Raw genomic sequence first — 25,249 nt, 5'->3', positions numbered from 1 at the left:
GTACTCATATGCGTTCGGCATGCGGAGTGGAGCGGGTTCCCCAACTGTACCCCGCTCAACCCTACAGAATTGCCCCCTCCGCTTCTCTCGCGGAGGGGGCAATTCGATGAACACTCGGTAATCGGCATTACCGAGGGTAACGACTAGCCTCCGGCAACGGCCGGAATGATCGAGACGCCGGCCCCGTCCGGAGTGGCCGTCTCCAGCCCCTGCTCGAACCGCACGTCGTCGTCGTTGACGTAGACGTTGACGAACCGGCGCAGCTTGCCCTGGTCGTCGAGAACGCGGGCGGAGATGCCGGTGTGGTTCTTCTCCAGGTCGCCGATGACCTCGGCGAGGGTGGCGCCTTCGGCGGTCACTTCGGCCTGCCCGCCGGTGTAGGTGCGCAGGATGGTGGGGATGCGGACAGAAACGCTCATGCTCAGGACCTCCGGTCAGGTACGGCTTTTGTCTTTTTGGGGGCGCGGGGCTGTGTCGATGTGCGGCTACCGCCGCGCGGGCGCGACCAGCCCCCGCGGACCCGCAGACGAACTACGACGCTAGGACGCGAGCCCAGCTTCCCTGAACGACTCGAGGCTCGGGCGGATGGTCGCGGTGAGTCCGGTACCGGCAACCGCGTCCAGCGTCTTCAGACCGTCACCGGTGTTCAGCACGACAGTGGTCAGCGTCGGGTCCAGCAGACCGTTGTCGATCAGCTTCTTCGCCACACCCACGGTCACCCCGCCCGCCGTCTCCGCGAAGATCCCCTCCGTGCGCGCCAGCAGCTTGATCGCGTCGACGACCTGCTCGTCGTTGACGTCCTCCACCGCACCGCCCGTACGCCGGGCGATGTCCAGCACGTACGGCCCGTCGGCCGGGTTGCCGATGGCGAGGGACTTGGCGATGGTGTTCGGCTTCTGCGGCCGTACGACGTCGTGCCCGGCCTTGTAGGCCACGGAGACCGGCGAGCAGCCCTCCGCCTGGGCGCCGAAGATCTTGTACGGCTTGTCCTCGACGAGCCCGAGCTTGATCAGCTCCTGCAAGCCCTTGTCGATCTTCGTGAGCTGGGAGCCGGAGGCGATCGGGACGACCAGCTGGTCCGGAAGCTTCCAGCCGAGCTGCTCGCAGATCTCGTACGCCAGGGTCTTGGAGCCCTCGGCGTAGTACGGCCGGAGGTTGACGTTGACGAAGCCCCAGCCCTCGCCGGCCGGGTCGCCGATCAGCTCGGAGCAGAAGCGGTTCACGTCGTCGTAGTTGCCCTCGATGCCGACGAGCTCGCCGCCGTAGATCGCGGCCATGACGACCTTGCCCTCCTCCAGGTCGTGCGGGATGAACACGCAGGAGCGGAAGCCGGCCCGCGCGGCGGCGGCACCGACCGCGCCGGCGAGGTTGCCGGTGGAGGAGCAGGAGAGGGTGGTGAAGTCGAAGGCGCGGGCGGCCTCGATGGCCTGCGCCACGACGCGGTCCTTGAAGGAGTGCGTCGGGTTGCCGGAGTCGTCCTTGACGAACAACTTGCCCGCGTCGACGCCCAGTTCGCGGGCGAGGTTGTCGGCCTGGACGAGCTTGGTCCAGCCGGGGTTGATGTTCGGCTTGGTCGCCACGTCGGCGGGGACGGGCAGCAGGGGCGCGTAGCGCCAGATGTTCGCGGGACCCGCTTCGATCTGCTTGCGGAGCTCTTCGGTGTCGTAGGCCGAGAAGTCGTAGGCGATCTCCAGCGGGCCGAAACACTCCTCGCAGGCGAAGACCGGGCCGAGCGGGACGCGGTGGCCGCACTCGCGGCAGGACAGCGCGGCGGCGGGGCCGAGATCGACGGTGTTCGTGGGGTTCGGGTCCGCGGCGGTGGTGTCCGTCTTCGCGGGGTTCGTGGTGCTTGCAACAGTCTGCGCAGCCATGGAGGCGAGGCCCTTTCCTCATCTTCCTCACGACGCGTTTCGCCGCGAGACGGATTTGGCACCTTCCCGAGCCGGGAGCCTCGGCACATGGACGACATGCGACAAGACCGGCTGGAGGGTTGCCGGGGCTTCAACGGGCCGTATCCCTCTGCCCCTCTGGATGAGCGGTGTTCAGTTGTGTATGCGATTGTCCCGCCGACGGCCCCCGACATGCGATGGTCATCAGCGTTGTTCAAGACTGTAACCGAAGGCCAGGACAGTTGAGTGAGCCGTCCGAACCGCGAGATGGATCACTTACTCACTGTCTGTGACCAGCCCTCGCCGAGAGAACGCAGAGGAGCCGCGCAACGTGCTGAAGGAAGTCGAGCACTGGCTGAGCACCCGCTCCTGGTCCCTGACCGATCGGCCGCTCCACAAGATCCTGGCCGCGAAGCACCGTACGGGCCAGTCGGTCTCCGTCGTGCTGCCCGCGCTCAACGAGGAAGCGACGGTCGGTGACATCGTCGCGATCATCCGTCACGACCTCATGCAGCAGGTCCCGCTCGTCGACGAGATCGTCGTCGTCGACTCCGGGTCCACCGACCGCACCTCCGAGGTGGCCGCCGCGGCGGGCGCCCGGGTCGTGCACCGCGACGACATCCTGCCCCGCATCCCCGCCGTGCCCGGCAAGGGCGAGGTGCTGTGGCGCTCGCTGCTGGTGACCAGCGGCGACATCGTCTGCTTCATCGACGCGGACCTGAAGGAGTTCTCCTCCGACTTCGTCACCGGGATCGTGGGCCCGCTGCTCACCGACCCCGGCGTCGACCTCGTCAAGGCGATGTACGACCGCCCGCTCGCCGGCGCGGCCGGCCAGGGCGGACGTGTCACCGAGCTGATGGCCCGCCCGCTGCTGAACATGCACTGGCCCCAACTGGCCGGATTCGTGCAGCCGCTCGGCGGCGAGTACGCGGCCCGCCGCTCGCTGCTCGAGCAGCTCCCGTTCCCCGTCGGCTACGGCGTCGAGCTGGGCATGCTCGTCGACGCGCTGCACCTGGTGGGTCTGGACGCCCTCGCGCAGGTCGACGTGGGCGTGCGCAAGCACCGGCACCAGGACGGGCAGGCGCTGGGCCGCATGGCCGCGCAGATCTACCGCACGGCCCAGCTGAGGCTGGCCCGCGGGCATCTCATCCGGCCGTCCCTCACGCAGTTCGAGCGGGGGCCTGAGGGTTTCGAGCCGCGCACGTACTCCGTGGACACGGAGGAACGGCCGCCGATGGCGGACATCACCGAGTACCAGTCGCGCAAGGTGGCGTAGCCGGCAGGCGCTGTTGCCGGGGGCCGGGGGCCGTATACGGACTCCGACAGTCCGCCGTGGGTCGTCTGTACGTTTGAGTGTTTCCGGGCCGGGCTAGGTTGTGCCGTATGGCTTCTACGGCTTCTACGGCTTCCACGCCCTCTCCCGGTGCTGCTCAGGTGCTCGTCGCGTCCAACCGCGGTCCGGTCTCGTACGAGGTGGGCGACGACGGTTCGCTGCACGCCCGGCGCGGCGGCGGCGGACTGGTGTCCGGGCTGTCGGCGATCGGGCCGGACGCCGGGGCGCTGTGGGTGTGCTCGGCGCTGTCCGACGGCGACCGGGAGGCGGTACGGCAGGGCGTCGGCGAGGACGGCGTGCGCATGCTCGCCATTCCGGCCGACGTGCACGCCGACGCGTACAACGGCATCGCCAACTCCGTGCTGTGGTTCGTCCACCACATGCTGTACCAGACCCCGCTGGAGCCGGTCTTCGACGCGGAGTTCCGGCGCCAGTGGGCGTCGTACGAGACATACAACCGGGCGTTCGCCGAGGCGCTGGCGGAGGAGGCGGCCGAGGGCGCGGCAGTGCTGGTGCAGGACTACCACCTGTGCCTGGTCCCCGGGATGCTCCGCGAGCTCCGTCCCGACCTGCGGATCGGGCACTTCTCGCACACGCCGTGGGCGCCGCCGGAGTACTTCGCGATGCTGCCCGACGACATCCAGGCACGGCTGATGGAGGGCATGCTCGGGGCGGACCGGGTGGCGTTTTTGACCTGGCGGTGGGCGACGGCTTTCCAGAACTGCGCGGGCGGGGTCGACCCTGACCGCTGGGTCTCCACCTGGCCGTCGGGCGCCCCGCGGGCCATCGAGCACTTTGAGAAGGACGGGACCACCCACCGGGTGCGGATCGCCCGCCGGACGCTCATCGGTGTCCACAGCCTCGGCGCCGACGCCGAGTTCCTGCACGCGCGCTCGCACCAGGCGGACGTCGAGGAACGGATGGCCGCGCTGCGCGAGGAGATCGGCGAGGGCCGCAAGACCATCGTCCGGGTGGACCGCACCGAACTCTCGAAGAACATCGTGCGTGGCCTGCTGGCGTACCGGCAGCTGCTCGACGACCACCCCGAGTGGCGGGAACGGGTCGTGCACGTCGCCTTCGCCTACCCGTCGCGGCAGGACCTCGCCGTGTACCGGGACTACACGGCCGAGGTGCAACGGGTCGCCGACGAGATCAACTCCCTTTACGGCACGCCCGGTTGGACCCCGGTCGTCCTCCACGTCAAGGACGACTTCGCCCGCTCACTGGCCGCGTACCGCCTCGCCGACGTGGCCCTCGTCAACCCCATCCGCGACGGCATGAACCTCGTCGCCAAGGAGGTCCCGGTCGTCTCCGACGAGGGCTGCGCGCTGGTCCTCTCCCGCGAGGCGGGCGCCTTCCAGGAACTCGGCAAGGACGCGATCACCGTCAACCCGTACGACGTGATCGGCACGGCCAAGGCCCTCCACGAGGCGCTCACGATGCCCGCCGAGGAACGCGCCGAGCGGACGAAGAGCCTGGCCGCCGCGGCCACGGCACTCCCCCCGGCCCAGTGGTTCCTGGACCAGCTGAACGCGCTGCGGGATCAGGTGAGTTGATCACGAGGCGGCGGGCGGCGGAGCGTCCGGGCGGCCGATCCAGGGGCGCCCCTGTCACCGCGACACCCTGACCCGGCCCGCGTCAACGCCCCCACGCGATCAGCCGAGTTGAGCGGCCGATGCCGACAGCAGGGCTACGGTCCGGCCGGGCGGCGTCCGTAACGCCGTTGCGGCGGGCCCGGCCCACCGCTGTCCGCGCCGGGCGCAGGACCGGACACCCTGCCCGACTTCCTCCGCCAACACCCGCCCGGGATGAGGCGAGTTGAGCGGCAGGCGCCGACAGCGGACCTTCGGCTCCGCCGGTCGACGACCGCCAACTCGCGCCGTCGCCCCGGCAACACCCCGGCCCAATCAGCCCAGTTGAGCGGCCAGCGCCGACAACAGCCCGACAACCCCCGCCGCCCCGTCCACCACCAGGTCGGCCCGTTCCCGTAGTTCGGTGACCTCGTCGTTGCCGCTGCACACGAGGAGGCCGGGGAGGCCGTCGGAGCGGAGTTTTTCTACGGCGGCGAAGGCGGGGAGGTCGCCGAGGTCGTCGCCGGCGTAGAGGACGGACTCGGCGTTCGTCTCGCGGAGGTAGTCGGCGAGGGCGACGCCCTTGTCCATGCCGGGTGGGCGCAGCTCCAGGACCAGGCGGCCGGGTTCGACGATCAGGCCGTGGCGGGTGGCGAGGTCGGTGAGGGGGGCGCGGAGGGCGTCGTAGGCCGCCTGGGGGTCCGTGGCGCGGCGGGTGTGGACGGCGACGGCACGGCCCTTCTCCTCGATCCAGGTGCCCTGCCAGGCGCCGATCCGGTCGAGGAAGCCCGGGAGTTCGGCGCGGACGGCGGCAACGCCCGGGTGCGGGGCGGGGGCGCTGACCGTGCTGCTCACCGCGTCCCAGCGCTCCGTGCCGTAGTGGCCGAGGACGACGAGGTGTTCCAGGCCCGGTACGCCCGCGAAGCCGCCGTTGCGGACCGCCACGCCCGCCGGGCGGCCGGTGATCACGGCGACGGCGGCGACCTTCGGGGCGAGGGCGGCCAGCGCGGGCACCGCGCCCGGGTGCGCGCGGGCCTGCTCGGGGTCCGCGACGATCGGTGCGAGCGTGCCGTCGAAGTCGAGCCCGATCACCGCGGCGGAGGGGCGTGCGAGGATCGCTTCCAGGCCCTCGCGCCCGGCGACGGTGCGAGGGGTCGGCAGTACATCCGGGAGATGGACGGGATCGGTGGAGTCCTTAGGGCTGCCCATACTGCGACCCTATCCGGGCGGGGCCGACCGCACCCCTCGCCCATCACCGCTCGGCCGGACCCTCACCTCTCCGAACGCCGCGTCTCACGGACCCGTCGCAGTCTGTTCACCGTCACCGGGTCGTGGGCGAGCGCCCGCTCGTCGTCCAGCAGGGCGTTGAGCAGCTGGTAGTAGCGCACGGGGGCCAGGCCCAGCTCCTCGCGTATCGCACGCTCCTTCGCGCCGGGGCCCGGGAAGCCGCGGCGCTCCAGCGCGAGGATGTCCTGTTCCCTCCGGTGGAGGGGAGGAAGCCGCGAGGGCCGGTCCTTGTCCATGCCCTGCACCGTAACGCCCGCCACTGACAACGGCCCCAGTCGCCTACTTGCCGCTCTCCGCCAGCGTCGCCGCCGCCTGCAGCTGCCCCAGCACCGCGCCGGGGCTGCCGTTCGCGGCGACCGCCCGCCCTATGCGCTTCTTGATGTCGGCGCTGACCGTGGCCCAGGAGGTGTTGCCGACCGGGTAGAGCGTGGAGAGCGGGAGCTCCTCCAGGAACGGGCGGAGGTCCTGGTCCTCCTTCGACGCCTCCATCACCTTCGACGCGGAGGTCGTCACCGGCAGCAGGTCGTACTCGCGGGAGAAGGCGAGGACGTTCTTCTCGCTGTAGACGTAGTCGAGGAAGTCGCCGATCTGGTCGCGGTGACCGTTCTGCTTGAACGCGGTCATCCAGTCGGCGACACCCATCGTGGTCTTGGCCTTGCCGGTGCGCCCCGGCATCGCGACCGTACCGAACCTGACGCCCTTCTTGGCCGCCTGCTGGATGAGCGTGGGGTGTCCGTTCAGCATGCCTACGTCTCCGTCGGCGAAGGCGGCGAACGCGTCCGCGCGGTTGAGTTCGGCGGGTGCGACGGGTCCGGTCAGCCCCTTGCCGACGAGGTTGTCGCGCAGCCAGGTGAAGGTGGAGATGTTCTCCGCGGAGTCGAGGGTGTAGCTGCTGCCGAGTTCGTCGGTGTAGCCGCCGCCCCCGCCGAGCAGCCACTGCATGGTCTCGGCCTGCGCCTCCTCGGACCCGAGCGGGAGCGCGAACGGGTACTTCACACCCCGCTCCTTCAGGGCCTCCGCGTCCGCCGCCAGCTCACTCCAGTTCTTGGGCGGGGTCAGGCCGGCCTCGGTGAAGAGGGTCTTGTTGTAGAAGAGGACGCGCGTAGACGCGGCGAAGGGCATGCCGTACTGGATGTGATCGACATTCCCCGCGTCCGCGAGCGGCTCCAGGAAGTCCGCCTCCACGGGGATGGAGAGCAGGTCGGCGGTGGAGTACAGCCTGCCCTCGTCCGCGTAGTCGGCGTACGCACCGATCTGCGCCATGTCCGGAGCCTTCCCCGCGTCGACCATGGCCCTCACCTTGGCGTCGACCTCGTTCCACGAGTACACGCCGACGTCGACCTTCACACCGGGGTGCTTGGCCTCGTACGCCTTGACGAGCGCGTCCCAGTACTTCCGCGAACTGTTGGACGCCGAGTCGCCGTAGTCGGCGGCGACGAGTCTCAGGGTGACGTCACCCGAGTCCCCGCCGAGGCCGCAGCCGCCGAGGACCGTCGTCATGCCCAGTACGGACATCGCCGCGATCATTCCTGTCCTGCGCCGCTGCACTGCTGACTCCCCAAAGCTTTGCTGTCGTGACGTTCGCTCCGCGAACCCATAAGGTCTACACCACGTAAGTGGACTAGACCTCTCGCGGGTAGACGGGCCACACTGTCCCCCGTGAGACATGTCATCGCCCTCGACGTGGGCGGCACCGGGATGAAGGCCGCCCTCGTGGGGGCCGACGGCGAGCTGCTGCACCGGGCCCGCCGGGCGACCGGCCGCGAGCGCGGACCGGACGCGGTCGTCGAGCACATCCTCGGCTTCGCCGCCGAACTGCGCGCGTACGGCGAGCAGCACTACGGCGAGCCCGCGTCCGCCGCCGGAGTCGCCGTCCCCGGCATCGTCGACGCCGAGCGGGGCATCGCCGCCTACTCGGCCAACCTCGGCTGGCGCGACGTACCCCTGCGCGATCTGCTCGCTGCCCGGCTCGGCGGTGTCCCGGTCGCCCTCGGCCACGACGTCCGCACCGGCGGCCTCGCCGAGGGCCGGATCGGCGCGGGCAAGGGGGCCGACCGCTTCCTGTTCGTGCCGCTGGGCACCGGCATAGCGGGCGCCATCGGCATCGACGGCCGGGTGGAGGCGGGCGCCCACGGCTTCGCGGGCGAGATCGGCCACATCGTCGTACGACCCGGCGGCGCACCCTGCCCCTGCGGCCAGACCGGCTGCCTGGAGCGGTACGCGTCGGCGGCGGCGGTGACGGAGGCGTGGGCGGCCGTTTCCGCCGACCCTGACGCGGACGCGGCGGACTGCGCGAAGGCGGTCGCGTCCGGGGACCCTCGCGCGGAAAAGGTCTGGCAGGAAGCCGTCGACGCCCTCGCCGACGGCCTGCTCACCGCCCTCACCCTCCTGGACCCCCGCACGATCATCATCGGTGGCGGCCTGGCGGAGGCGGGGGAAACGTTGTTCACACCACTGCGGGAGGCGGTCCGGGCCCGGATCACCTTCCAGAAGCCGCCGACGATCGTCCCCGCCGCCCTCGGGGACACCGCGGGATGCCTCGGTGCCGGCCTCCTGGCCTGGGACCTCCTGACCACAACCGACCGCATGGAGGTAACCCCCTAATGCCAACCCACCCAGGGGCGCGGGGAACTGCGCGACCAGCCACGACGAGCCCGCACTCCGCGACGGCCAATGCGCCCCTGATCCTGTCCGGCGCCAACGTGGTCCTCCCCACGGGCATCGTGCGCGGCGGCCGAGTCATCGTGGACGGCACGAAGATCACCGGCGCGGCGCCCGACAACGCCCAGGTCATCGACGTCACCGGCCACTGGCTGGTGCCCGGCTTCGTAGACATCCACAACCACGGCGGCGGCGGAGCCTCCTTCACCTCCGGCACCGTGGACGACGTCCTCAAGGGCATCCACACCCACCGCCTGCACGGCACGACGACCCTCGTCGCCTCCACCGTCACCGGCGAGATGGACTTCCTGACCCACCGCGCCGGCCTCCTCTCCGAACTCGCCGAACAGGGCGACCTCGCCGGCATCCACTTCGAGGGCCCGTTCATCTCCCCGTGCCGCAAGGGCGCGCACTCCGAGGCGCTGCTGCGCGAGCCGGACCCGGCGGACGTGCGCAAGCTGGTCGACGCGGCGCGCGGCAGCGCCAGGATGGTCACGCTCGCGACCGAACTCCCGGGCGGGCTCGACTCCGTACGGCTGCTCGTGGAACACGGCGTCATCGCGGCGATCGGGCACACGGACGCGTCGTACGAGCAGACGGTGGAGGCGATCGACGCGGGCGCGACGGTGGCCACGCATCTGTTCAACGCGATGCCGCAGCTCGGTCACCGCGAGCCCGGGCCGATCGCGGCGCTGCTCGAAGACGAGCGCGTCACCGTCGAGTTGATCAACGACGGTACGCATCTGCACCCGGCGTCCCTGGAGTTGGCGTTCCATCACGCGGGCGCGGGCCGGGTGGCGTTCATCACGGACGCGATGGACGCGGCGGGCTTCGGCGACGGCCGGTACATGCTCGGCCCGTTGGAGGTCGAGGTGAGCGAGGGTGTGGCGCGGCTGGTGGAGGGCGGTTCGATCGCGGGGTCGACGCTGACCCTGGACCGGGCCTTCAAGCGTGCGGTGACGGTCGACCGGCTGCCGGTCGAGGACGTGGTCGCCGCGATCTCGGCCAACCCGGCGAAGCTGCTGGGGAGTTACGACGAGATCGGCTCGCTGGAGCCCGGCAAGTACGCCGACCTGGTGCTGCTGGACTCCGACTTCGATCTCAAGGGCGTGATGCGGCGCGGTACTTGGGTGGTCGAGCCCCAACTGGGCTGATATGTGACGCGGTTGACGGCGGCGGTTGTCCCGGGGGACTGGGAGGACCGCCTCCCGTTTGACATCATCGAGCCTCCGGAACACAGAGCAAGCGCAGTCATGCGATCTTCGGGGGAGGTCGGCCCGGTGATTCTCACGGTCACACTGAACACCGCGCTCGACATCACCTATCGGGTACGGGAGTTGCGGCCGCACGGCACCCACCGCGTCTCCGAGGTGACCGAGCGGCCGGGCGGCAAGGGGCTGAACGTGGCCCGGGTGCTGGCCGCCCTCGGCCACGAGGTGACGGTGACCGGGTTCACGGGCGGCGCCACCGGGAGGGTCGTACAGGAACAACTCGCCGCTACGCCGGGGGTGTTGGACGCGCTGGTCCCGGTCTCCGGAGCCACTCGCCGCACGACGGCGATCGTCGACGAACTGACCGGTGACACGACTCAACTCAACGAGCCCGGTCCGACGGTCACTCCGGCGGAGTGGACGGCGTTCCAAGAGGCGTACGAGGGGTTGCTGGGCGGGATGTCGGCGGTGGCCCTGTGCGGGAGTCTGCCGCCGGGGGTTCCGGTGGGCGCGTACGCGGGCCTGATCCGCACGGCCCGGGCGGCCGGCGTCCCGGTATTGCTGGACACCAGCGGCGAACCCCTCCGCCGCGGAGTCGCCGCCCGCCCCGACATCCTCAAGCCCAACACCGACGAACTGGCCGAACTCACCGGCTCCCACGACCCGTTGCGCGCCACCCAGGACGCACGACGCCGGGGCGCCCGCACGGTGGTCGCCTCCCTGGGCGTGCGGGGCCTCCTCGCGGCAACCCCGGAGGGCACCTGGCACGCGACGCCTCCGGCGCGGATACACGGCAACCCGACCGGCGCGGGCGACTCAGCGGTCGCGGGCCTCCTGTCGGGCCTGGTCGACCGCCTGCCCTGGCCGGACCGGCTGGCCCGCGCGGTCGCCCTGTCCGCGGCGACCGTACTGGCGCCGGTGGCGGGCGAGTTCGACCGGGCGGCGTACGAGGAGCTGCTGGGGCGGGTCGCGGTGACGGGGGATGCCAGCGCGGCCTAGGGCCGACTGCTCGGGGCTACTTCTTCCAGCCCGGTTCCAGGTAGAACTGGTCGAAGTTGACGTCGCACTGGTTGCCCTGCTCGCAGGAGACCTTGATGGTGTTGGTGCCCTTGTTGAGGGTGATGTTCCCCCAGGTGTTGGTCCAGCCCTTTTCGTAGTCACCCTCCGCGGCCCTGGCGAAGTTGCTCAAGTTGAGCGGACGGTTCTGGGCCGTGCCGTTGACCGTGAGCGTGGCGTTGGCGTCCTTGCCGGGCACGCCGTAGTTGACGTTCAGCGTGTACTTGCCGGGCTTGGTGATGCCGTTCACCGTCCAGGTGATGGACGCGCCGACCTGGTTGAAGCCCGACACGTAGACGCCGCCCGCGGCCTTCGCGCCGTCGACGTCCGAGGCCGTGGTGGTCCCGCCGTCCAGCTTCAGCGCCTTGACGTCGACCTTCTGCGTCTCCGCCGCGTCCGACGCGCTGCTGCTCGCCGACGGACTCGACGAAGCGCTCTGCGAAGCCGAAGGCGTGTTGCCCGCCTGGTTGCCCGTCTTGCTGTCGCCGTTGCCGTTCATCATCGCCACGCTGATGCCGATGACCACCGCGGCGACGACCGCGATCGCGCCGATCAGCAGGCCCTTGGTGTTGGGGCCGCGGCCACGGCCGCCGCCTCGGCCGCCGTCGTAGGACGGGGGCTGCTGGGTGGGCGGGGCGCCGAAGGCCTCCGGGGCCTGGTAGGCGGCGTTCGGCTGGGCGCCGTAGGTCTGCTGCTGTGGGACGGTCTGGCCGTACGGCTGCTGGTACTGGGCGGTGGGGGCGGCGGCGGGCTGGCCGCCGTACTGGCGCTCGCCGACCGCGCGCACCCGGTTGACGGAGCCCGGGTAGCCGTAGCCACCACCTCCGGACGGCGGCTGGGCGCCGTTGGCCTGGCCGTCGGCGTACAGGTAGCCGAACGGGTCGTCGTCCTCGGGCGTGCTCGCGCCGTTGTTGCCGGGCGTCATCCCTAGGTACTCCTCAACAGGTGCGGGGCGGATCAGATACGTCAGCTTCATACGTCTGGTGAAGTGCGAGCCTACCCGCTCTGCGTGCTCCAAACGGGTGACTCGGACCGCATCACAACGCTGACCTGGAGATCATCCCGCGCGTCTGTGCTGTTTGGGACGAGATCGTTTCTCGATGTACATCCGTTCGTCGGCGGACTTCAACACCTCGTCCGCCGTCATGCCGCAGTGGGCCCACCCGATGCCGAAGCTGGCCCCGACCCGCATGGCCCGGCCGTCGACCCGGATGGGCTGGATGATCTCGTTCCGCAGGCGTACGGCGAGGTCGGCGGCGTCGGCCTTGCCGAGGCCGTCGGCGAGGACGACGAACTCGTCGCCGCCGAGCCGGGCCACCGTGTCGCCGTCGCGCACGGCCCGGCCGAGCCGGCGGGCGACCTCGATGAGGACCGCGTCGCCCGCGTTGTGCCCGAACCGGTCGTTGATCGACTTGAAGCCGTCAAGGTCGCAGAAGAGGACCGCGAGCCCCTTGGTGCCGTCGTCGCGCTCGCCCTCGGGGGCGATGGTGTGGACGTGGTGGTCGTAGGCGTCGAGGAGGTCGGCGCCCGGGGGGTAGTCGAAGCCGTGGCCGTTCGCGTCGTAGGCCGGGTGTCCGTAGGCGGCGTCGAGGGACTCGACCTCGCCGGGGAACGCGGAGGTCGGGCGCTGGCAGAGCCGGGCGGAGAGGCGGGTGCGCAGCTCGGCCGAGTTCGGCAGGCCGGTGAGCGCGTCGTGCGCGGCGCGGTGGGCGAGCTGGAGCTCGCGACGCTTGCGGTCCTCTATGTCCTCGACGTGGGAGAGGAGGAAGCGCGGCCCGTCGGCGGCGTCGGCGACGACGGAGTTGCGGAGCGAGACCCAGACGTAGGTGCCGTCCCGGCGGCCCAGCCGGAGTTCCGCGCGTCCGCCCTCCGCCGAGGTTCTCAGCAGGGTGCCTATGTCCTCGGGGTGGACGAGGTCCGAGAAGGAGTAGCGGCGCATCGCGGAGGCGGGGCGGCCCAGGAGGCGGCACAGGGCGTCGTTGCTGCGGAGTATTCGGCCGTGCTGGTCGCCGCCCATCTCGGCTATCGCCATGCCGGAGGGGGCGTACTCGAAGGCCTGGCGGAAGCTCTCCTCGCTTGCGCGCAGGGCCTGTTGCTCGCGTTCGAGTCTGACAAGTGCGCGTTGCATATTCGCACGTAGACGCGCGTTGCTGATCGCGATGGCGGCCTGGAAGGCGTACATCTGGAGCGCTTCGCGACCCCACGCGCCGGGCCGGCGGCCGTTGCGCGGGCGGTCCACGGACAGGACGCCGATCAGTTCGCCGCACGAGCCGCCGGAGACACCGGGCGTGTACATGGGCGCGAAGAGGCGGTCGGAGGGGTGCCACTCGTCCTCGAAGCGGGGCGCGGGGCCGTCCGTGTACCACTGCGGCACGTCGTCCTCGTCGAGGACCCAGCCCTCGGTGTGCGGTATGAACCGCAGGTCGCCCCAGTCCTCGCCCATGCCGAGGCGGCGCTCCCAGGAGGCGCGGGAGCCGACCCGGCCGGTGATAAGTGCCTCGGCGGCGGAGTTGCCGGAGAAGGCGGCGACGACCAGGTCGCCGTCGGGGCGTACGAGGTTGACGCATGCCAGCTCGTACCCAAGGCCTTTGACCACGCCGTCGGCGACGGTCTGCAGGGTGTCCGCCAGGCTGCGGGCGGTGTTCATGTCCGCCATGACCGTATGCAGTTGCCGCAGGTTCTCAAGACGGACGTAGGGTTCCGACTCGGTCTCCATACTCGCCCTCCCCCCGAGACCTCGCAGCGAATCAAGGGTCTTCTTCCCCGCCACTGAATCACAGCGCGCTGCCCACTCGGTACACAGGGTCAACAATTACTACCCCTTGTGACTCAAGTCACAGCGGAAGATGAACAATTGAGTGGAGTTTCTGCGTTTTACCTGTGCGTTTACTGAACGCAAACTTTGTGGGTGTGTGGACATGATGCACGACGATGTTCCGCCGCGTGGGTCATTGGTCCTAGGACCCTGTTGCGACCGAAGTCCGATGCGGTGCGCGGCACTCGGAGATTAGCGTTCCCGGCGTGCTGAACACCGCGTCGATCACCGAGTCCGTCCCCTCCGGGCATGCTGTGGGGGTGAGCAACGACGAGTTCCGCGCCGCCCTCGCCCGGCTGGCCGCGGGCGTGGTCCTGGTGACCGCGCACGAGGAGCCGTACGACCCGGACGACCCGCAGGCGCCGGTCGGCGAGGACGTCGGCATGACCGCGACCGCCTTCATGTCGGTCTCCCTGGACCCGCCGCTGGTCCTGGTCAGCCTCCGCAACGGCTCCCGCATGGACGACCTGCTCGACGAACAGCCCCTGTGGGCCGTGTCCGTCCTCTCCGAGAGCCAGCGCCACATCGCCGGCCGCTTCGCCATGAAGGGCCGCATCAGCGACCGGCTGCTCTTCGACGACATCCCCTACGTCCACGGGGAGGCGTCCGGCGCTCCCATGGTGCGCGGCGCCCTCGCGACCCTCGAATGCCGTACGGAGCAACGGGTGCTGGCCGGGGACCACACGCTGGTCATCGGCCGCGTGCTCACGGCGGAGGCGACCAGCACGGACGGCGGCCCGCTGACCTATTTCCGGGGCAGGTACCGGCAGTTGGGGTGACCGTGAATTCGCTCGCCCACCGGTGAGCGGTCCGCCTACCGTGCACCTATGACGACGATCACCACCGGACCCGGACCCGGACCCGGGCCCCGCCTCGAAGAGATCACCCGCGGCAACATCGACGCCGCCCTGGGCATCCGGGTCCGCCCCGACCAGGAATTCGCGGTCTCCCCCGTCGTGAAATCCCTCGCCGAGGCCTACGTCCACCCCGGCACCGCCTGGCCCCGCCTGATCGTCGACCAGGACCGCCCCGTCGGCTTCCTCATGGCCTTCTTCGACATCGACTGGAAGCTGGACGGCACCGTCATCCGTTCCGGCCTGTGGCGTCTGAACATCGCGGCGGACCAACAGGGGCGCGGCTACGGCCGGTTCGCCGTGGAGTCCGTCGCCGCCGAGATCCGCCGCCGGGGCGGCAAGGAGCTCTACGTCACCTGGCACGAGGGCACGGCCGGGCCGGCGAACTTCTATCTGGGGCTGGGTTTCCGGCCCAACGGCGAGTTGAGCGAGGGCGAGACGGTGGGCGTGCTGGAGCTGTCGTAGCCGCGCCTCAGACCAGCCGTACGTCCAGCAGCGCGACCTTCTCCGGCTCCGTCACGATGTCGATCACGGCGATGCGGTCGCCGACGAAGGTGAAGGTCAGGGTGCGCTCAGGGCGCCCGTCGACGATCAGGGCGATGCCGGTGGCGCCGTCCACCAGGGCGGGCCGTGCGAGGGCGGCGAAGCGCGCGAAGCTTGTCGCACCGGTCGCCACGGCGGCGGCACCCGCGGTCACGGCGCCCTCGGAGCGGGCGACGACGTCCGGGTCGAGCACCTTCACCAGCGCGTCGAAGTCGCCCTCGCGCACGGCGGCCAGGAAGGCGTCGGCGACCGCCCGTTGCCGTACGAGATCCGCGTCCGGGGTGGGAGCGCCCTGCACCCGGCGCCGGGCCCGGCTCGCCAACTGCCGTGCCGCCGTGGGCGTACGGCCGACGACGGACGCGATCTCCTCGAACGGCACCGCGAACAGGTCGTGCAGCACGAACGCGAGCCGTTCGGCGGGCGTGAGGGTCTCCAGGACGACGAGCAGCGCGACGCCCACGGAATCGGCGAGGAGGGCGTCCTGTTCGGGGCCGGGCGCGGTGGCCGGGACGGGCGTACCGGCGTCGAGGGGTTCCTCGGCGCGGGACTTGCGGGAGCGCAGCATGTCGAGGCAGACCCGGCCGACGACGGTGGTGAGCCAGCCCCCGAGGTTCTCCACCTTGTCCGCGTCCGCACGGCTCAGCCGGAACCAGGCCTCCTGCACGGCGTCGTCGGCCTCGGCGGCCGAGCCGAGCATGCGGTGGGCGACGGCGTGCAGGCGGGGGCGGTGGGATTCGAATCGGGCGGCGAGGAATTCACCGTCCTGTCGTCGTGGGAACTGTGGGAATTGTGGGAATTGTCGGGGGAATTCGAAGTCGCCCACGGGTGAACACTCCTCGTCGCGGTCCGTCGTCACTGCTACGACGGAGCACGGGCCGGGGATGTGACAAGCGGCGGCGGGAACCGGGGACTACCCCCAGTCGCGCCCGGTCCGCCCCCGCTTGGTGTCGGAGCGCGCCTTCTTCTCGCGCAGCCGGCGCTCGTTGATACCCCGGGGAATCCGGGTGGGCCTGCGCGGCTTCGGCGGCGGCGCGGTGGCCTCGGCGAGCAGCGCCGCGAGGCGTACGGCGGCGGTCTCGCGGTTGCGCCACTGGGAGCGGTGCTCGGAGGACCGTACGGTGACGACGCCGTCGACGAGCCGCGACGCGAGGCGCTCCAGCGCGCGGGCCTTCCACACCTCGGGCAAGGACTCGGTCTTCGCCAGGTCGAAGCGCAGCTCCACCTGGGAGTCGCTGGTGTTGACGTGCTGCCCGCCCGGCCCTGACGACCGCGAGAAACGCCACATGAGCTCGGCCTCGGGCAGGGAGACGGAGCCGCGGATGGCATAGGGACCGGACATGTCCCCCATGGTCGCTCAGCTGTCCCGTCCACGTCACGCGAAATACGGCCGGACATCGAGCGGACGTCGAGCTGACGCCCCGGGTAAAGAAAGTAAAGCCACGTGGAACCTTCGATACCCCTCTTGGCGTTCATAGAGGTACCGGTAGCTTCGTCCTCAGTACGAAGCCCGCACCGCAACGAGGGAAGGACTCCCAACAATGGCTGTAAGCCTGTCCAAGGGTGGCAACGTCTCGCTCACCAAGGAGGCCCCGGGCCTGACCGCCGTCACCGTAGGCCTCGGCTGGGACGTCCGCACCACCACCGGCACGGACTTCGACCTCGACGCCTCCGCGATCGCGGTCAACCCCGAGGGCAAGGTGTACTCGGAGGGCCACTTCATCTTCTTCAACAACAAGTCGACGCCGGACCAGACCATCGTCCACACCGGCGACAACCGCACCGGCGAGGGCGCGGGCGACGACGAGGCGATCAACGTCAACCTGGCCGGCCTCCCGGCCGACATCGACAAGATCGTCTTCCCGGTCTCGATCTACGACGCGGAGACCCGCTCGCAGAACTTCGGCCAGGTCCGCAACGCGTACATCCGCATCGTGAACCAGGCCGGCGGCGCCGAGATCGCCCGCTACGACCTCTCCGAGGACGCGGCGACGGAGACGGCCATGGTCTTCGGCGAGCTGTACCGCAACGGCGCGGAGTGGAAGTTCCGCGCGGTGGGCCAGGGTTACGCCTCGGGCCTGGTCGGCATCGCCCAGGACTTCGGCGTCAACGTCTGACGGACGACCCGCCCGCAGTGCGCTGTGCGAGGCCCCTGACCGCGTGACCGCGGCCGGGGGCCTCGGGCACGGAGAACGGCGTTTTCGGGGGTCCACAGGGGCGTCTCAGTCCCATGTGGGAGTGTGCCGGGGTCAGCAGCGGCTGGACCTGGAAGGACAGAGCACCCATGTCGTTCGGACCGCCCTCCGCCGGTTTCGGGCCGCCCCCGCCCGCCGGTCCGCCCGCCTGGACCCCGCCGACCGAGACCGAGCGGGCCCTCACCGAGGCCAGGGCGCGCGGCGACCGGTCCGCGTATTACGACGTACTCGCCCGGACCCACCTCTACTACGAGATGTCCCGCGAGGCCTACGACGCCCAACCCGACCGCGTCCACCGCGTGTTCATCCGCGACGTCCGGCGCGGCACCAGGCACTGGGAACTCTTCACCGACGGCATGCTCCCCGCACCGCGCCCCGACATGGTCTACTCGCGCGCCTCGCTCCGCTGGATAGCCGACGCCTGGAACCCGCAGTGCCCGCCCACCCTCGTCATCAACCCCGGCACCCCCTGCGAACTCGCCCTCCCCTACGGCCCCCCGGGCACGACGGACTGGTCACGCGCGGCCGAACACACAGGCACGCCCGTAAGTGGCATGCGGCTGCGCGCCCTGCACGTGGGCGGCGCGCTGCACGGCCCCGTCGCCCACGGCCTGGCCTGCGGAGCCCTCCTCTGCGTCAGCAACGGCTCCCTGTGGAACGCGCCGGCCTGGCACGGCAGCGGCTACGACGGGGAACGCCGGCGGCTGCGCGAGTGGTGGGGCATCACCACCCGCGCCGAGTGGCAGCACCATCTGCGCAACCTGCTGGCCCGCGAAGCCTCCAGCTCCGTATGGGAGTTCGCGCTGAGCCTGCGCCGCACCATCGCCCGTGACTTCGGCGGCCACGTCGACACCGGCTACTGGCGGCAGGCCGTAGCCACCGTCATCCGCGCCGACTCCGAGGGCTCCACGGTCATCACCGAGGACGGCGTCACGAAAACGGACCCCCGCCCCGCCTCGGAGACCGAGGCCCGCATCGAGGGCGTCCAACGCCTCATCGGCCGCATCACCCGCTACGAGGCCCGGATGCGGGCCGACGGCATCCTCGACGAGAACCGCCATGTCACCTCCGTCGAGGCCTGGGACCTGGGCCGCGCCTCGAAGATGGCCCGCTGGGGCCTCGGCGCCCGCTTCTGCACCCTGGCGGAAACCGAGTCGGCCCTGATCCGCGCGGGCCGCGCCGCCACCCTCGCCCACCGCTCCTGGACCGACTTCTCGGCCGGCTACATCCTCGGCCGCTGCCTCCACTTCGACGAGGAGGAGTTCGGCCCGTGGTACCAGGACATGGTCGCCGCACACCGGATCCTGACGTCGGATCCGGGGAGTCCTTGGCTGAACATTCCGTTCCGGTAAGCGGGGCCATTCCCGGACGGGGCACGGCAGTTCGGGCGCGCCCCGGAGCCTGATGCGACGTCAGAACACCTCGGTTACAGGTCTGTTGAAAATGCACACCTACTGTGGTGATCAACACGGCGCTCGTCGGCGCCCCTTATCCAACGGAGAAGCACCACGATGCGTCTGCTCCACGCCGCCACGGCACTCGCCGCCACGTCCGCGCTCGCCCTGACGCTCACCGCCTGCGGGAACGGCAGCGGCGACGACGCCTCGGGCGACAAGTCGTCCGCACCGGCTTCCTCGTCCTCGGCCACCGCGGCCGACGGCGCCACGGCCACGGCCGAGAACGCGGGTGCCACCAAGGAAGCGGGGGGCAGCACCGGCGGCGGTACGGGCACCAGCACCGGCAGCGGCAGCGGCAGCGGTGACGGCACCGGCGCAAGCCGTTGCCACACCGCCGGGCTGGGCTTCTCGTTCGGCTCCGGCGACGGCAAGGTCAGCAGCTCGGACGACCAGCAGCACCTGGCCGTGGTACTGAAGAACAAGACGTCCGCCGCGTGCACCATCCAGGGCTTCCCCGGGGTCGACCTGAAGTCCTCCGGGGGAAGCTGGTCACTGACCCGCAGCAGTGCAACGCCCCAGAAGGTCACCCTGGCCGCCGGCAGCAGCGCGACGTTCACCATCACCTTCCTGCCGTGGACCCAGGGCAGCGGCACCGAGTTCAAGGCCACGTCCGTCGTCGTCACCCCGCCGAACGAGACCACCTCGGCCACCCTGACCTGGCCGGGCGGCAGCGTCCTGCTCCAGGACGGCGCCACGCATCCGGGCACGTACACCGGCCCTGTGGGCAGCTGAAGCCCGCCGGAGGGAAACGACAGACACAACTACTGCGTGGCGGTGTTCCTGTGCCCTTGCCCTCGCGCGTAGCCCTCGTCGGTGCCGGCCGAATGGGGACACCTCTGTGCGGACGCTTCGATTCGGCGGGTCACGCGGTGACCGTTTCCGATCTGCGTCCCGAACGGGAAGAAGCGGTGCGCTCGTTGGGCGCGGACTGGGCGCCGTCCGTCACGGCGGCCGCGGCCGAGGCGGACGTCCTGGTCACCGTGGTTCCCGGACCCGACGAGGCGGCGGCAGCTCTTCCGGATGCCGTGTTCGCGGCCCTGGCCCCTGGGGCGGTGTGGATCAATATGACGAGCAACGCCCCAGCAGCCGGGCGAGTTCTGCCGCGCGTTCCGGTGGCAGGCCCTCCGCGCCGAGGAACTTTCCGGTTGTGTCGTAGTCCATCGTGGCCACCGACTCGGAGTCGAAGAGCCAGAAATCCGGCACGTTCACCAGCGGGTTGGGCCTGTCGGTGACGTCGAGGATGAAGAACTCTTCGCCCCCGACATGTTCTTCCGATACCCCCACCACGCCGACACCGCCCGCCTCCTCGTCTCCGAGATCGTCACGAACGTCAATCTGCACACCGACTCCCTGGCCGTACGCCTCGAAGTCGTCCTGCGCCACGACCTCTTACGCGTCTCGGTCTACGACGACGCATTCGACGCCGACCCCCACCAGAAACCCGGCGACGCGTACGACGAGAACGGTCGGGGCCTGCTCCTGCTCACCGACCTCGCCCGGGACTGGGGCGTACGGCGGAGCGCCGCCGCGCACGGCACCCCGGCCAAACAGATCTGGTTCGAGCTCGGCGGAGCCCCCGGCGGCTAGCGTGCCCCCATGTTCCTCGAACCGCTCACGTCGACCGAGGCCGGTGCGCTGCCCGGTGAGCTGCTGACCGAACTCGCCGCCCTCTACGCCTCCAACCACGCGTTCCACGCCCTCAGCGGCGACTTCCCGGACCCGGAGGACATCCGGCCCGAGCAGGTGGCGACCGCGCTGGCGGACGAGTTGGCCGATCCGAACACGGAAGTCCTGCTCGCCCGTAGTGCGGGGCGGCTCGTCGGGATCGCGATCACCCTCGGGCGGCATCCGGATCCGGGCGACGACGATCCCTGGATCGGCCTGCTGATGATCGACGCCGCACAGCAACAGCAGGGACACGGGCGGGAGTTGGCGTCCCTGGTCGAGGACCGCTTCCGCGCGGCCGGCCGAACCGCCGTACGCCTCGCCGTCCTCGACAACAATCCCGACGGCCTCGCCTTCTGGACCGCCCTCGGCTACGACGTCATCGACCAACGCCGGGACCGCCAACTCGGCCGCCCCTGCGCCGTGTTGCGCAAGGAGCTGCGGACACCCCGGCGCGCCGCCCGCGTCGCCGTGCTCGACCCGGACGGATCCGTCTTCCTCTTCCGCTACGACAACGTCGAGATCGGCATCCACTGGTCCCTGCCCGGCGGAGGGATCGAGGGGAACGAGACCCCGCGCGAGGCAGCCCTGCGGGAGCTGACGGAGGAGACCGGCTGGACCGACCTGGAGCCCGGCCCTCTGCTGCACAGCTGGGAACACGACTTCACCCACGGCGACATCCCCGTCCGCCAGCACGACACCATCTACGTCACCCACGGCCCCCACCGAGAACCCACCGGCCCCCACCTCGCCGCCGCCCACGCCGAAGACGGCATCCTCACCTGGCGATGGTGGACACGGGAGGAGCTGCGCGGGGCGACGGAGACCATGTGGCCGCCTGAACTTGCGCGGCTGCTCGACGAGTTGGAGGGACAGGGTCCGCAGGCATGACACGGGCCGCTCTCCTCGTTCGGGGAGGGCGGCCCGGTCAACGGCGACGCTTCGCTTCCCCTACAGCTCGTCCATCAGGCTCGTCACCGAGCCGTTCTCGAAGATCTCGCGGATCGCGTGGGCGATCAGCGGGGCGACGGAGAGGACCTCGACCTTGTCGAGGCCGGTCGACGCGGCGGTCGGGAGGGTGTCGGTGAAGACGAAGCGGGTGACGCGGGAGTTCTTCAGGCGGTCCACGGCGGGGCCGGAGAGGATGCCGTGGGTGGCCGCGACGATGACGTCCTCGGCACCGCTCGCGTACAGCGCGTCGGCCGCCGCGCAGATCGTGCCCGCCGTGTCGACCATGTCGTCCACCAGCACGCAGACCCGCCCGGCCACCTCGCCGACCACCTCGTGGACGCTGACCTGGTGGGCGATGTCCTTGTCGCGCTTCTTGTGGACGATCGCCAGGGGCGCCCCGAGCCGGTCGCACCAGCGGTCGGCGACCCGTACCCGGCCGGCGTCCGGTGACACCACCGTGAGGCGGTCGCGGTCGGTGCCCGCGGCGATGTGGTCCGCGAGCGTGGGCAGCGCGAAGAGGTGGTCGACCGGGCCGTCGAAGAAGCCCACGATCTGGTCGGTGTGCAGATCGATCGTGATGACCCGGTCGGCGCCTGCGGCGGTGAGGAGATCGGCCACCAGCCGCGCCGAGATCGGCTCACGGCCCTTGTGTTTCTTGTCCTGCCGCGAGTAGCCGTAGAACGGGGCCACGACCGTGACGCTGCGGGCAGAGGCCCGTTTCAGCGCGTCGATCATGATGAGCTGTTCCATGATCCACGTGTTGATCGGTGCCGTGTGGGACTGGACGACGAAGCAGTCCGCGCCGCGCACCGACTGCTCGAAGCGGACGTAGATCTCGCCGTTGGCGAAGTCCCGCGCCTGGGCCGGGACCAGGCCGGTGCCCAGTTCCCGGGCGATCCGGTCGGCGAGTTCGGGGTGGGCCCGGCCGGAGAAGAGGAGCAGTTCCCGCCGGGCGCCACGGACCAGGGAACTCGGGGAACTCACTGGCCGAGCGCCGGGTAGTCGGTGTAGCCCCGGTGGTCGCCGCCGTAGTACGTCGACTCGTCGGGCGCGGTGAAGGGGCCGCCGGCCTTGATGCGGGCGGGCAGGTCGGGGTTGGCCAGGAACAGGGCGCCGAGCGAGACCGCGTCGGCCAGTCCCTCGTCGAGGACCTGCTGGGCCGCGTCCACCGAGGCGGGGAAGGAGTCGCCGGTGGCGTGCGGGTTCACCACCAGGTTGCCCGCCCACAGTTCGCGCACGAGCCGGGTGACGGGGCGGGCGACGATCTCGCAGACCTCCAGGAAGGCCAGCTCCGGGAGGGCCGGGACGAGGGCCGCGTACAGGGCCTCGGTGTCGCCCTCCGCGATGTCGTTGTAGGTGTTGGCGGGCGAGAGGCGCACGCTGGTGCGCTCGTTGCCGATCGCCGCGGCGACCGCCTCGGTGACCTCCACCGTGAGGCGGATACGGTTCGCGACGGAGCCGCCGTAGCCGTCGGTGCGGTGGTTGGTGTTGGCGGCGAGGAACTGGTGCAGCAGGAAGCCGTTGCCCGCGTGGACCTGGACGCCGTCGAAGCCGGCCTCGACCGCGTTGCGCGCGGCGTCCGCGAAGTCCCGTACGGTGGCGGCGATTTCGTCGGCCGTGAGCTCGTGCGGAACCGGGTACTCCTGCATTCCGGACGGCGTGAAGCACTGCCCGCCGGCGGCCACCGCCGAGGGGGCGACGGACCGGTGGGCGCTGTCGTACAGCGACGGGTGGCCGATCCGCCCCGAGTGCATCAGCTGTACGACGATCCGGCCGCCCGCCGCGTGCACGGCGTCGGTGACGGTGCGCCAGGTCCTGACCTGTTCGGGGTGGTGCAGTCCGGGGGTGTTGAGGAAGCCCTGGCCGACCTGGGAGGGCTGGGTGCCCTCCGTGACGATGAGCCCGGCCGAGGCGCGCTGGGCGTAGTACTCGGCCATCAACTCGGTCGCCCCGCCACAGGACTTGGCACGGTTGCGGGTCATGGGGGCCATCACGAGCCGGTTGCCGAGAGCGATCTTGCCGAAGGTCACGGCGTCGAACAGCGAGGTCATGGTCGTCCTTTGCGGGTGAAGTGGGTGGAGCGGGTGAATGCCTGCGGTGACGCGGGCGGGTAGTCGTGGACGGGCGGCACGGGTGAGTGGCTGCGGACAGGCAGTCCGTGCAGGTGGCCGCAGCCGGCGGGCGACCGCGAGCAGATAGCCACGGCCGGTCGGCAACCCGGGCGGTTGGCCACGGCCAGGCCGCGCCAACCGGTGACACGGCCTCAGGACCTGGCCGCCAAGCGGCGCGCGTAAGCCGCAGGCACGGGCGACCACAAGCGAGCAGCCACAGCCGACCGGCAACCCAGGCCGGTGACCGTGACCGGCCGGCACCCCCAGCGAGTAGCCACGGCCAGGCCGCACCGACCGGTGACACAGCCTCAGGACCTGGCCGCCAAGCGGCGCGCGTAAGCCGCAGGCACGGGCGACCACAAGCGAGCAGCCACAGCCGACCGGCAACCCAGGCGGGTGACCGTGACCGGCCGGCACCCCCAGCGAGTAGCCACGGCCAGGCCGCGCCGACCGGTGACACGGCCTCAGGACCTGGCCGCCAAGCGGCGCGCGTAAGCCGCCGCCAGCCGTCCGCCCACCTCTGCCGTGGAGATGAGGACGGCCATGTTGGCCTGCGCGGTGCGGCCGCCGGTGGCCCGGTCGACCGCGTGCATCAGGTACTTGGTGAGGCCCTGGCCGGTGACGCCGTCCGACTCGGCGCGGGCCAGGGCGTCCTGGATGGCGGCCTCGGCCTCGGCGGGGTCGACCGCGTCCTCGGCCCGGGGCGGTGTGGTGAGGACGATCCCGCCGGGGTGGCCGGTGGCCCAGTGGGTGGCGACGACCTCGGCGATGAGGTCCTCGTCGTCGATCCGGTGCGGGGAGCGGACGCCGCTGGAGGCGCAGTAGAACGCGGGGAAGTCGTCGGAGCCGTGGGAGATCACCGGGACGCACTGCGTCTCCAGGTACTCCATGGTCAGCTTCAGGTCGAGGATCATCTTCGCGCCGGCGCAGACGACCGCGACCTTGGAGCGGGTGAGCTGGATCAGGTCCGAGGAGATGTCCATCGTGGTCCCGGCGCCCCGGTGGACACCTCCGAGGCCGGCGGAGGCGAAGAACGGGATCCCGGCGAGTTCGGCGGCGACCAGCGAGGACGCGACGGTGGTCGCGCCCGGGCCGCGGCGGGCGAGCACCACTGGCAGATCGCGGCTGGAGACCTTGGGGATTCCGGACTGGGACGCGAACCGTTCGATGTCCTGCTCGGTCATGCCGACCCTGATCGCGCCGTCCTCGACGCAGATGGTCGCCGGCACGGAGCCGCCCTTGCGGACGGCGGCCTCGACCTCGTACGCGGTCTCCGCGTTCTGCGGGTACTTCAGGCCGTGGGTGATGACGTTGGACTCCAGCGCGACGACCGGCCGGCCCTCGTGCAGGGCCTCGCGGACCTCTTCGGAGTGGACGATCGGGATACGGGCGGTCATCAAATTCCTTCGGTCGGGAGGGGCTTGGAGTAGTTCGGCTGCTTCCACAGCAGGTGGGACCTGGCCTCGATCTCGGGCCGGTGGACACGCTCCGTCCACAGCGCGGGCTCGACGGGCTCCACGGCGAGGGACACCGCTCCCGCGTCCGTGCCGAAGACCCGGGTGACGGTCTCGGTCAGCGCGGCGACCAGGTCGGCCTTCTCGGCCTCGGTGAACGTGCGGGGGAAGTGCTTGATGCTGATGTGCGGCACGACCG

At 70.8% G+C, this 25,249-nt stretch carries 25 protein-coding genes, 2 pseudogenes and 1 riboswitch; of the genes and pseudogenes, 13 read left to right on the top strand and 14 right to left on the bottom strand.

The window, feature by feature from the left end; genetic code table 11:
- Positions 1-143: 143 nt before the first annotated feature.
- Both ACFXC1_RS18480 and thrC read right to left on the bottom strand, forming a co-directional pair.
- Positions 144-419, bottom strand: coding sequence for a MoaD/ThiS family protein (locus ACFXC1_RS18480; protein ID WP_200714932.1), 276 nt, complete (start codon positions 417-419; stop codon positions 144-146).
- 120 nt (positions 420-539) lie between these two features.
- Entirely contained in the window at positions 540-1,871 is a 1,332-nt protein-coding gene (gene thrC / locus ACFXC1_RS18475) for a threonine synthase (protein ID WP_381243914.1), read from the bottom strand.
- A gap of 15 nt (positions 1,872-1,886) precedes the next feature.
- Positions 1,887-2,038, bottom strand: a riboswitch (SAM riboswitch).
- A gap of 182 nt (positions 2,039-2,220) precedes the next feature.
- On the opposite strand from thrC, the gene ACFXC1_RS18470 reads away from it, so the two are divergent.
- Positions 2,221-3,165: a glucosyl-3-phosphoglycerate synthase gene (locus ACFXC1_RS18470; RefSeq protein ID WP_381243912.1), complete on the top strand. Its 945-nt coding sequence runs from the start codon at positions 2,221-2,223 to the stop codon at positions 3,163-3,165.
- 107 nt (positions 3,166-3,272) lie between these two features.
- Positions 3,273-4,778, top strand: coding sequence for an alpha,alpha-trehalose-phosphate synthase (UDP-forming) (locus tag ACFXC1_RS18465; protein ID WP_381243910.1), 1,506 nt, complete (start codon positions 3,273-3,275; stop codon positions 4,776-4,778).
- Positions 4,779-5,129: 351 nt separating this feature from the next.
- Here ACFXC1_RS18465 and otsB read toward each other — a convergent pair whose 3' ends face one another.
- From otsB to ACFXC1_RS18450, 3 genes are all read right to left on the bottom strand, one after another.
- Positions 5,130-6,002, bottom strand: a complete 873-nt coding sequence (gene otsB, locus ACFXC1_RS18460) for a trehalose-phosphatase (RefSeq protein WP_381243908.1) — start codon at positions 6,000-6,002, stop codon at positions 5,130-5,132.
- A 62-nt stretch (positions 6,003-6,064) separates the two neighbouring features.
- Positions 6,065-6,316, bottom strand: a complete 252-nt coding sequence (locus tag ACFXC1_RS18455; protein ID WP_381243906.1) for a DUF3263 domain-containing protein — start codon at positions 6,314-6,316, stop codon at positions 6,065-6,067.
- Positions 6,317-6,359: 43 nt separating this feature from the next.
- Positions 6,360-7,628 carry an extracellular solute-binding protein gene (locus ACFXC1_RS18450; RefSeq protein ID WP_463293626.1) on the bottom strand — a complete coding sequence of 423 codons (1,269 nt, stop codon included), beginning with the start codon at positions 7,626-7,628 and terminating at the stop codon, positions 6,360-6,362.
- Positions 7,629-7,739: 111 nt separating this feature from the next.
- Between ACFXC1_RS18450 and ACFXC1_RS18445 the strand changes: the two genes are divergently transcribed.
- The 3 genes from ACFXC1_RS18445 (at position 7,740) to ACFXC1_RS18435 (ending at position 10,951) form a co-directional block, all read left to right on the top strand.
- Positions 7,740-8,684, top strand: coding sequence for an ROK family protein (locus tag ACFXC1_RS18445; protein WP_381243902.1), 945 nt, complete (start codon positions 7,740-7,742; stop codon positions 8,682-8,684).
- Positions 8,684-9,895 (top strand): N-acetylglucosamine-6-phosphate deacetylase, encoded by a 1,212-nt coding sequence (gene nagA / locus ACFXC1_RS18440; RefSeq protein WP_381243900.1) that lies wholly within the window; start codon positions 8,684-8,686, stop codon positions 9,893-9,895. The genes ACFXC1_RS18445 and nagA overlap by 1 nt, the downstream gene beginning before the upstream one ends.
- A 126-nt stretch (positions 9,896-10,021) precedes the next feature.
- Positions 10,022-10,951 (top strand): 1-phosphofructokinase family hexose kinase, encoded by a 930-nt coding sequence (locus ACFXC1_RS18435; RefSeq protein ID WP_381243898.1) that lies wholly within the window; start codon positions 10,022-10,024, stop codon positions 10,949-10,951.
- 16 nt (positions 10,952-10,967) lie between these two features.
- Here ACFXC1_RS18435 and ACFXC1_RS18430 read toward each other — a convergent pair whose 3' ends face one another.
- Positions 10,968-11,933 carry a carbohydrate-binding protein gene (locus ACFXC1_RS18430; RefSeq protein WP_381244311.1) on the bottom strand — a complete coding sequence of 322 codons (966 nt, stop codon included), beginning with the start codon at positions 11,931-11,933 and terminating at the stop codon, positions 10,968-10,970.
- A 132-nt stretch (positions 11,934-12,065) separates the two neighbouring features.
- Positions 12,066-13,724 (bottom strand): diguanylate cyclase CdgB, encoded by a 1,659-nt coding sequence (gene cdgB, locus ACFXC1_RS18425; protein WP_381243896.1) that lies wholly within the window; start codon positions 13,722-13,724, stop codon positions 12,066-12,068.
- Between the two features lie 305 nt (positions 13,725-14,029).
- On the opposite strand from cdgB, the gene ACFXC1_RS18420 reads away from it, so the two are divergent.
- Entirely contained in the window at positions 14,030-14,602 is a 573-nt protein-coding gene (locus ACFXC1_RS18420; protein WP_381243894.1) for a flavin reductase family protein, read from the top strand.
- Between the two features lie 48 nt (positions 14,603-14,650).
- The gene (locus ACFXC1_RS18415; RefSeq protein ID WP_381243893.1) at positions 14,651-15,142 is read left to right on the top strand and encodes a GNAT family N-acetyltransferase; all 492 of its coding nucleotides are present in this window, start codon (positions 14,651-14,653) and stop codon (positions 15,140-15,142) included.
- 7 nt (positions 15,143-15,149) lie between these two features.
- Here ACFXC1_RS18415 and ACFXC1_RS18410 read toward each other — a convergent pair whose 3' ends face one another.
- On the bottom strand, positions 15,150-16,043 hold the full coding sequence (locus ACFXC1_RS18410; RefSeq protein ID WP_381243892.1) for a sigma-70 family RNA polymerase sigma factor: 894 nt from the start codon (positions 16,041-16,043) through the stop codon (positions 15,150-15,152).
- 87 nt (positions 16,044-16,130) lie between these two features.
- Positions 16,131-16,568 carry an alternative ribosome rescue aminoacyl-tRNA hydrolase ArfB gene (arfB, locus tag ACFXC1_RS18405; RefSeq protein ID WP_381243890.1) on the bottom strand — a complete coding sequence of 146 codons (438 nt, stop codon included), beginning with the start codon at positions 16,566-16,568 and terminating at the stop codon, positions 16,131-16,133.
- Positions 16,569-16,758: 190 nt separating this feature from the next.
- Between arfB and ACFXC1_RS18400 the strand changes: the two genes are divergently transcribed.
- The 4 genes and pseudogenes from ACFXC1_RS18400 to ACFXC1_RS18385 all read left to right on the top strand — a co-directional run.
- The gene (locus ACFXC1_RS18400; RefSeq protein ID WP_019072463.1) at positions 16,759-17,334 is read left to right on the top strand and encodes a TerD family protein; all 576 of its coding nucleotides are present in this window, start codon (positions 16,759-16,761) and stop codon (positions 17,332-17,334) included.
- Between the two features lie 167 nt (positions 17,335-17,501).
- Positions 17,502-18,764, top strand: a complete 1,263-nt coding sequence (locus tag ACFXC1_RS18395) for a DUF1266 domain-containing protein (RefSeq protein WP_381243888.1) — start codon at positions 17,502-17,504, stop codon at positions 18,762-18,764.
- 159 nt (positions 18,765-18,923) lie between these two features.
- Positions 18,924-19,601 (top strand): DUF4232 domain-containing protein, encoded by a 678-nt coding sequence (locus ACFXC1_RS18390; RefSeq protein WP_381243887.1) that lies wholly within the window; start codon positions 18,924-18,926, stop codon positions 19,599-19,601.
- A gap of 50 nt (positions 19,602-19,651) precedes the next feature.
- A pseudogene (locus ACFXC1_RS18385) lies at positions 19,652-19,897 on the top strand (NAD(P)-binding domain-containing protein); the annotation flags it as partial.
- Between the two features lie 31 nt (positions 19,898-19,928).
- Here ACFXC1_RS18385 and ACFXC1_RS18380 read toward each other — a convergent pair.
- A pseudogene (locus ACFXC1_RS18380) lies at positions 19,929-20,152 on the bottom strand (DUF6879 family protein); the annotation flags it as partial.
- Here ACFXC1_RS18380 and ACFXC1_RS18375 point away from each other — a divergent pair.
- Positions 20,133-20,456 carry an ATP-binding protein gene (locus tag ACFXC1_RS18375; RefSeq protein WP_381243885.1) on the top strand — a complete coding sequence of 108 codons (324 nt, stop codon included), beginning with the start codon at positions 20,133-20,135 and terminating at the stop codon, positions 20,454-20,456. The pseudogene ACFXC1_RS18380 and the gene ACFXC1_RS18375 sit on opposite strands and share 20 nt — an antisense overlap.
- 9 nt (positions 20,457-20,465) lie before the next feature.
- The gene (locus ACFXC1_RS18370; RefSeq protein WP_381243884.1) at positions 20,466-21,425 is read left to right on the top strand and encodes a bifunctional GNAT family N-acetyltransferase/NUDIX hydrolase; all 960 of its coding nucleotides are present in this window, start codon (positions 20,466-20,468) and stop codon (positions 21,423-21,425) included.
- Positions 21,426-21,485: 60 nt separating this feature from the next.
- Here the strand turns inward: ACFXC1_RS18370 and ACFXC1_RS18365 are convergent, their stop codons facing one another.
- From ACFXC1_RS18365 to ACFXC1_RS18350, 4 genes are all read right to left on the bottom strand, one after another.
- Positions 21,486-22,451 carry a ribose-phosphate diphosphokinase gene (locus tag ACFXC1_RS18365; RefSeq protein WP_381244310.1) on the bottom strand — a complete coding sequence of 322 codons (966 nt, stop codon included), beginning with the start codon at positions 22,449-22,451 and terminating at the stop codon, positions 21,486-21,488.
- A gap of 14 nt (positions 22,452-22,465) precedes the next feature.
- Entirely contained in the window at positions 22,466-23,536 is a 1,071-nt protein-coding gene (locus tag ACFXC1_RS18360; protein WP_381243882.1) for an alkene reductase, read from the bottom strand.
- A 524-nt stretch (positions 23,537-24,060) separates the two neighbouring features.
- Entirely contained in the window at positions 24,061-24,993 is a 933-nt protein-coding gene (locus ACFXC1_RS18355) for a pseudouridine-5'-phosphate glycosidase (RefSeq protein WP_381243880.1), read from the bottom strand.
- Positions 24,993-25,244, bottom strand: a complete 252-nt coding sequence (locus tag ACFXC1_RS18350) for a tautomerase family protein (protein WP_381243878.1) — start codon at positions 25,242-25,244, stop codon at positions 24,993-24,995. The genes ACFXC1_RS18355 and ACFXC1_RS18350 overlap by 1 nt, the downstream gene beginning before the upstream one ends.
- Between the last annotated feature and the right edge of the window lie 5 nt (positions 25,245-25,249).

Source organism: Streptomyces hokutonensis, from assembly GCF_042751305.1.
Classification (GTDB): Bacteria; Actinomycetota; Actinomycetes; order Streptomycetales; family Streptomycetaceae; genus Streptomyces; species Streptomyces hokutonensis_A.
The sequence above is the reverse complement of the archived record's forward strand: the minus strand, read 5'-3'. Positions and strand labels throughout refer to the sequence as shown.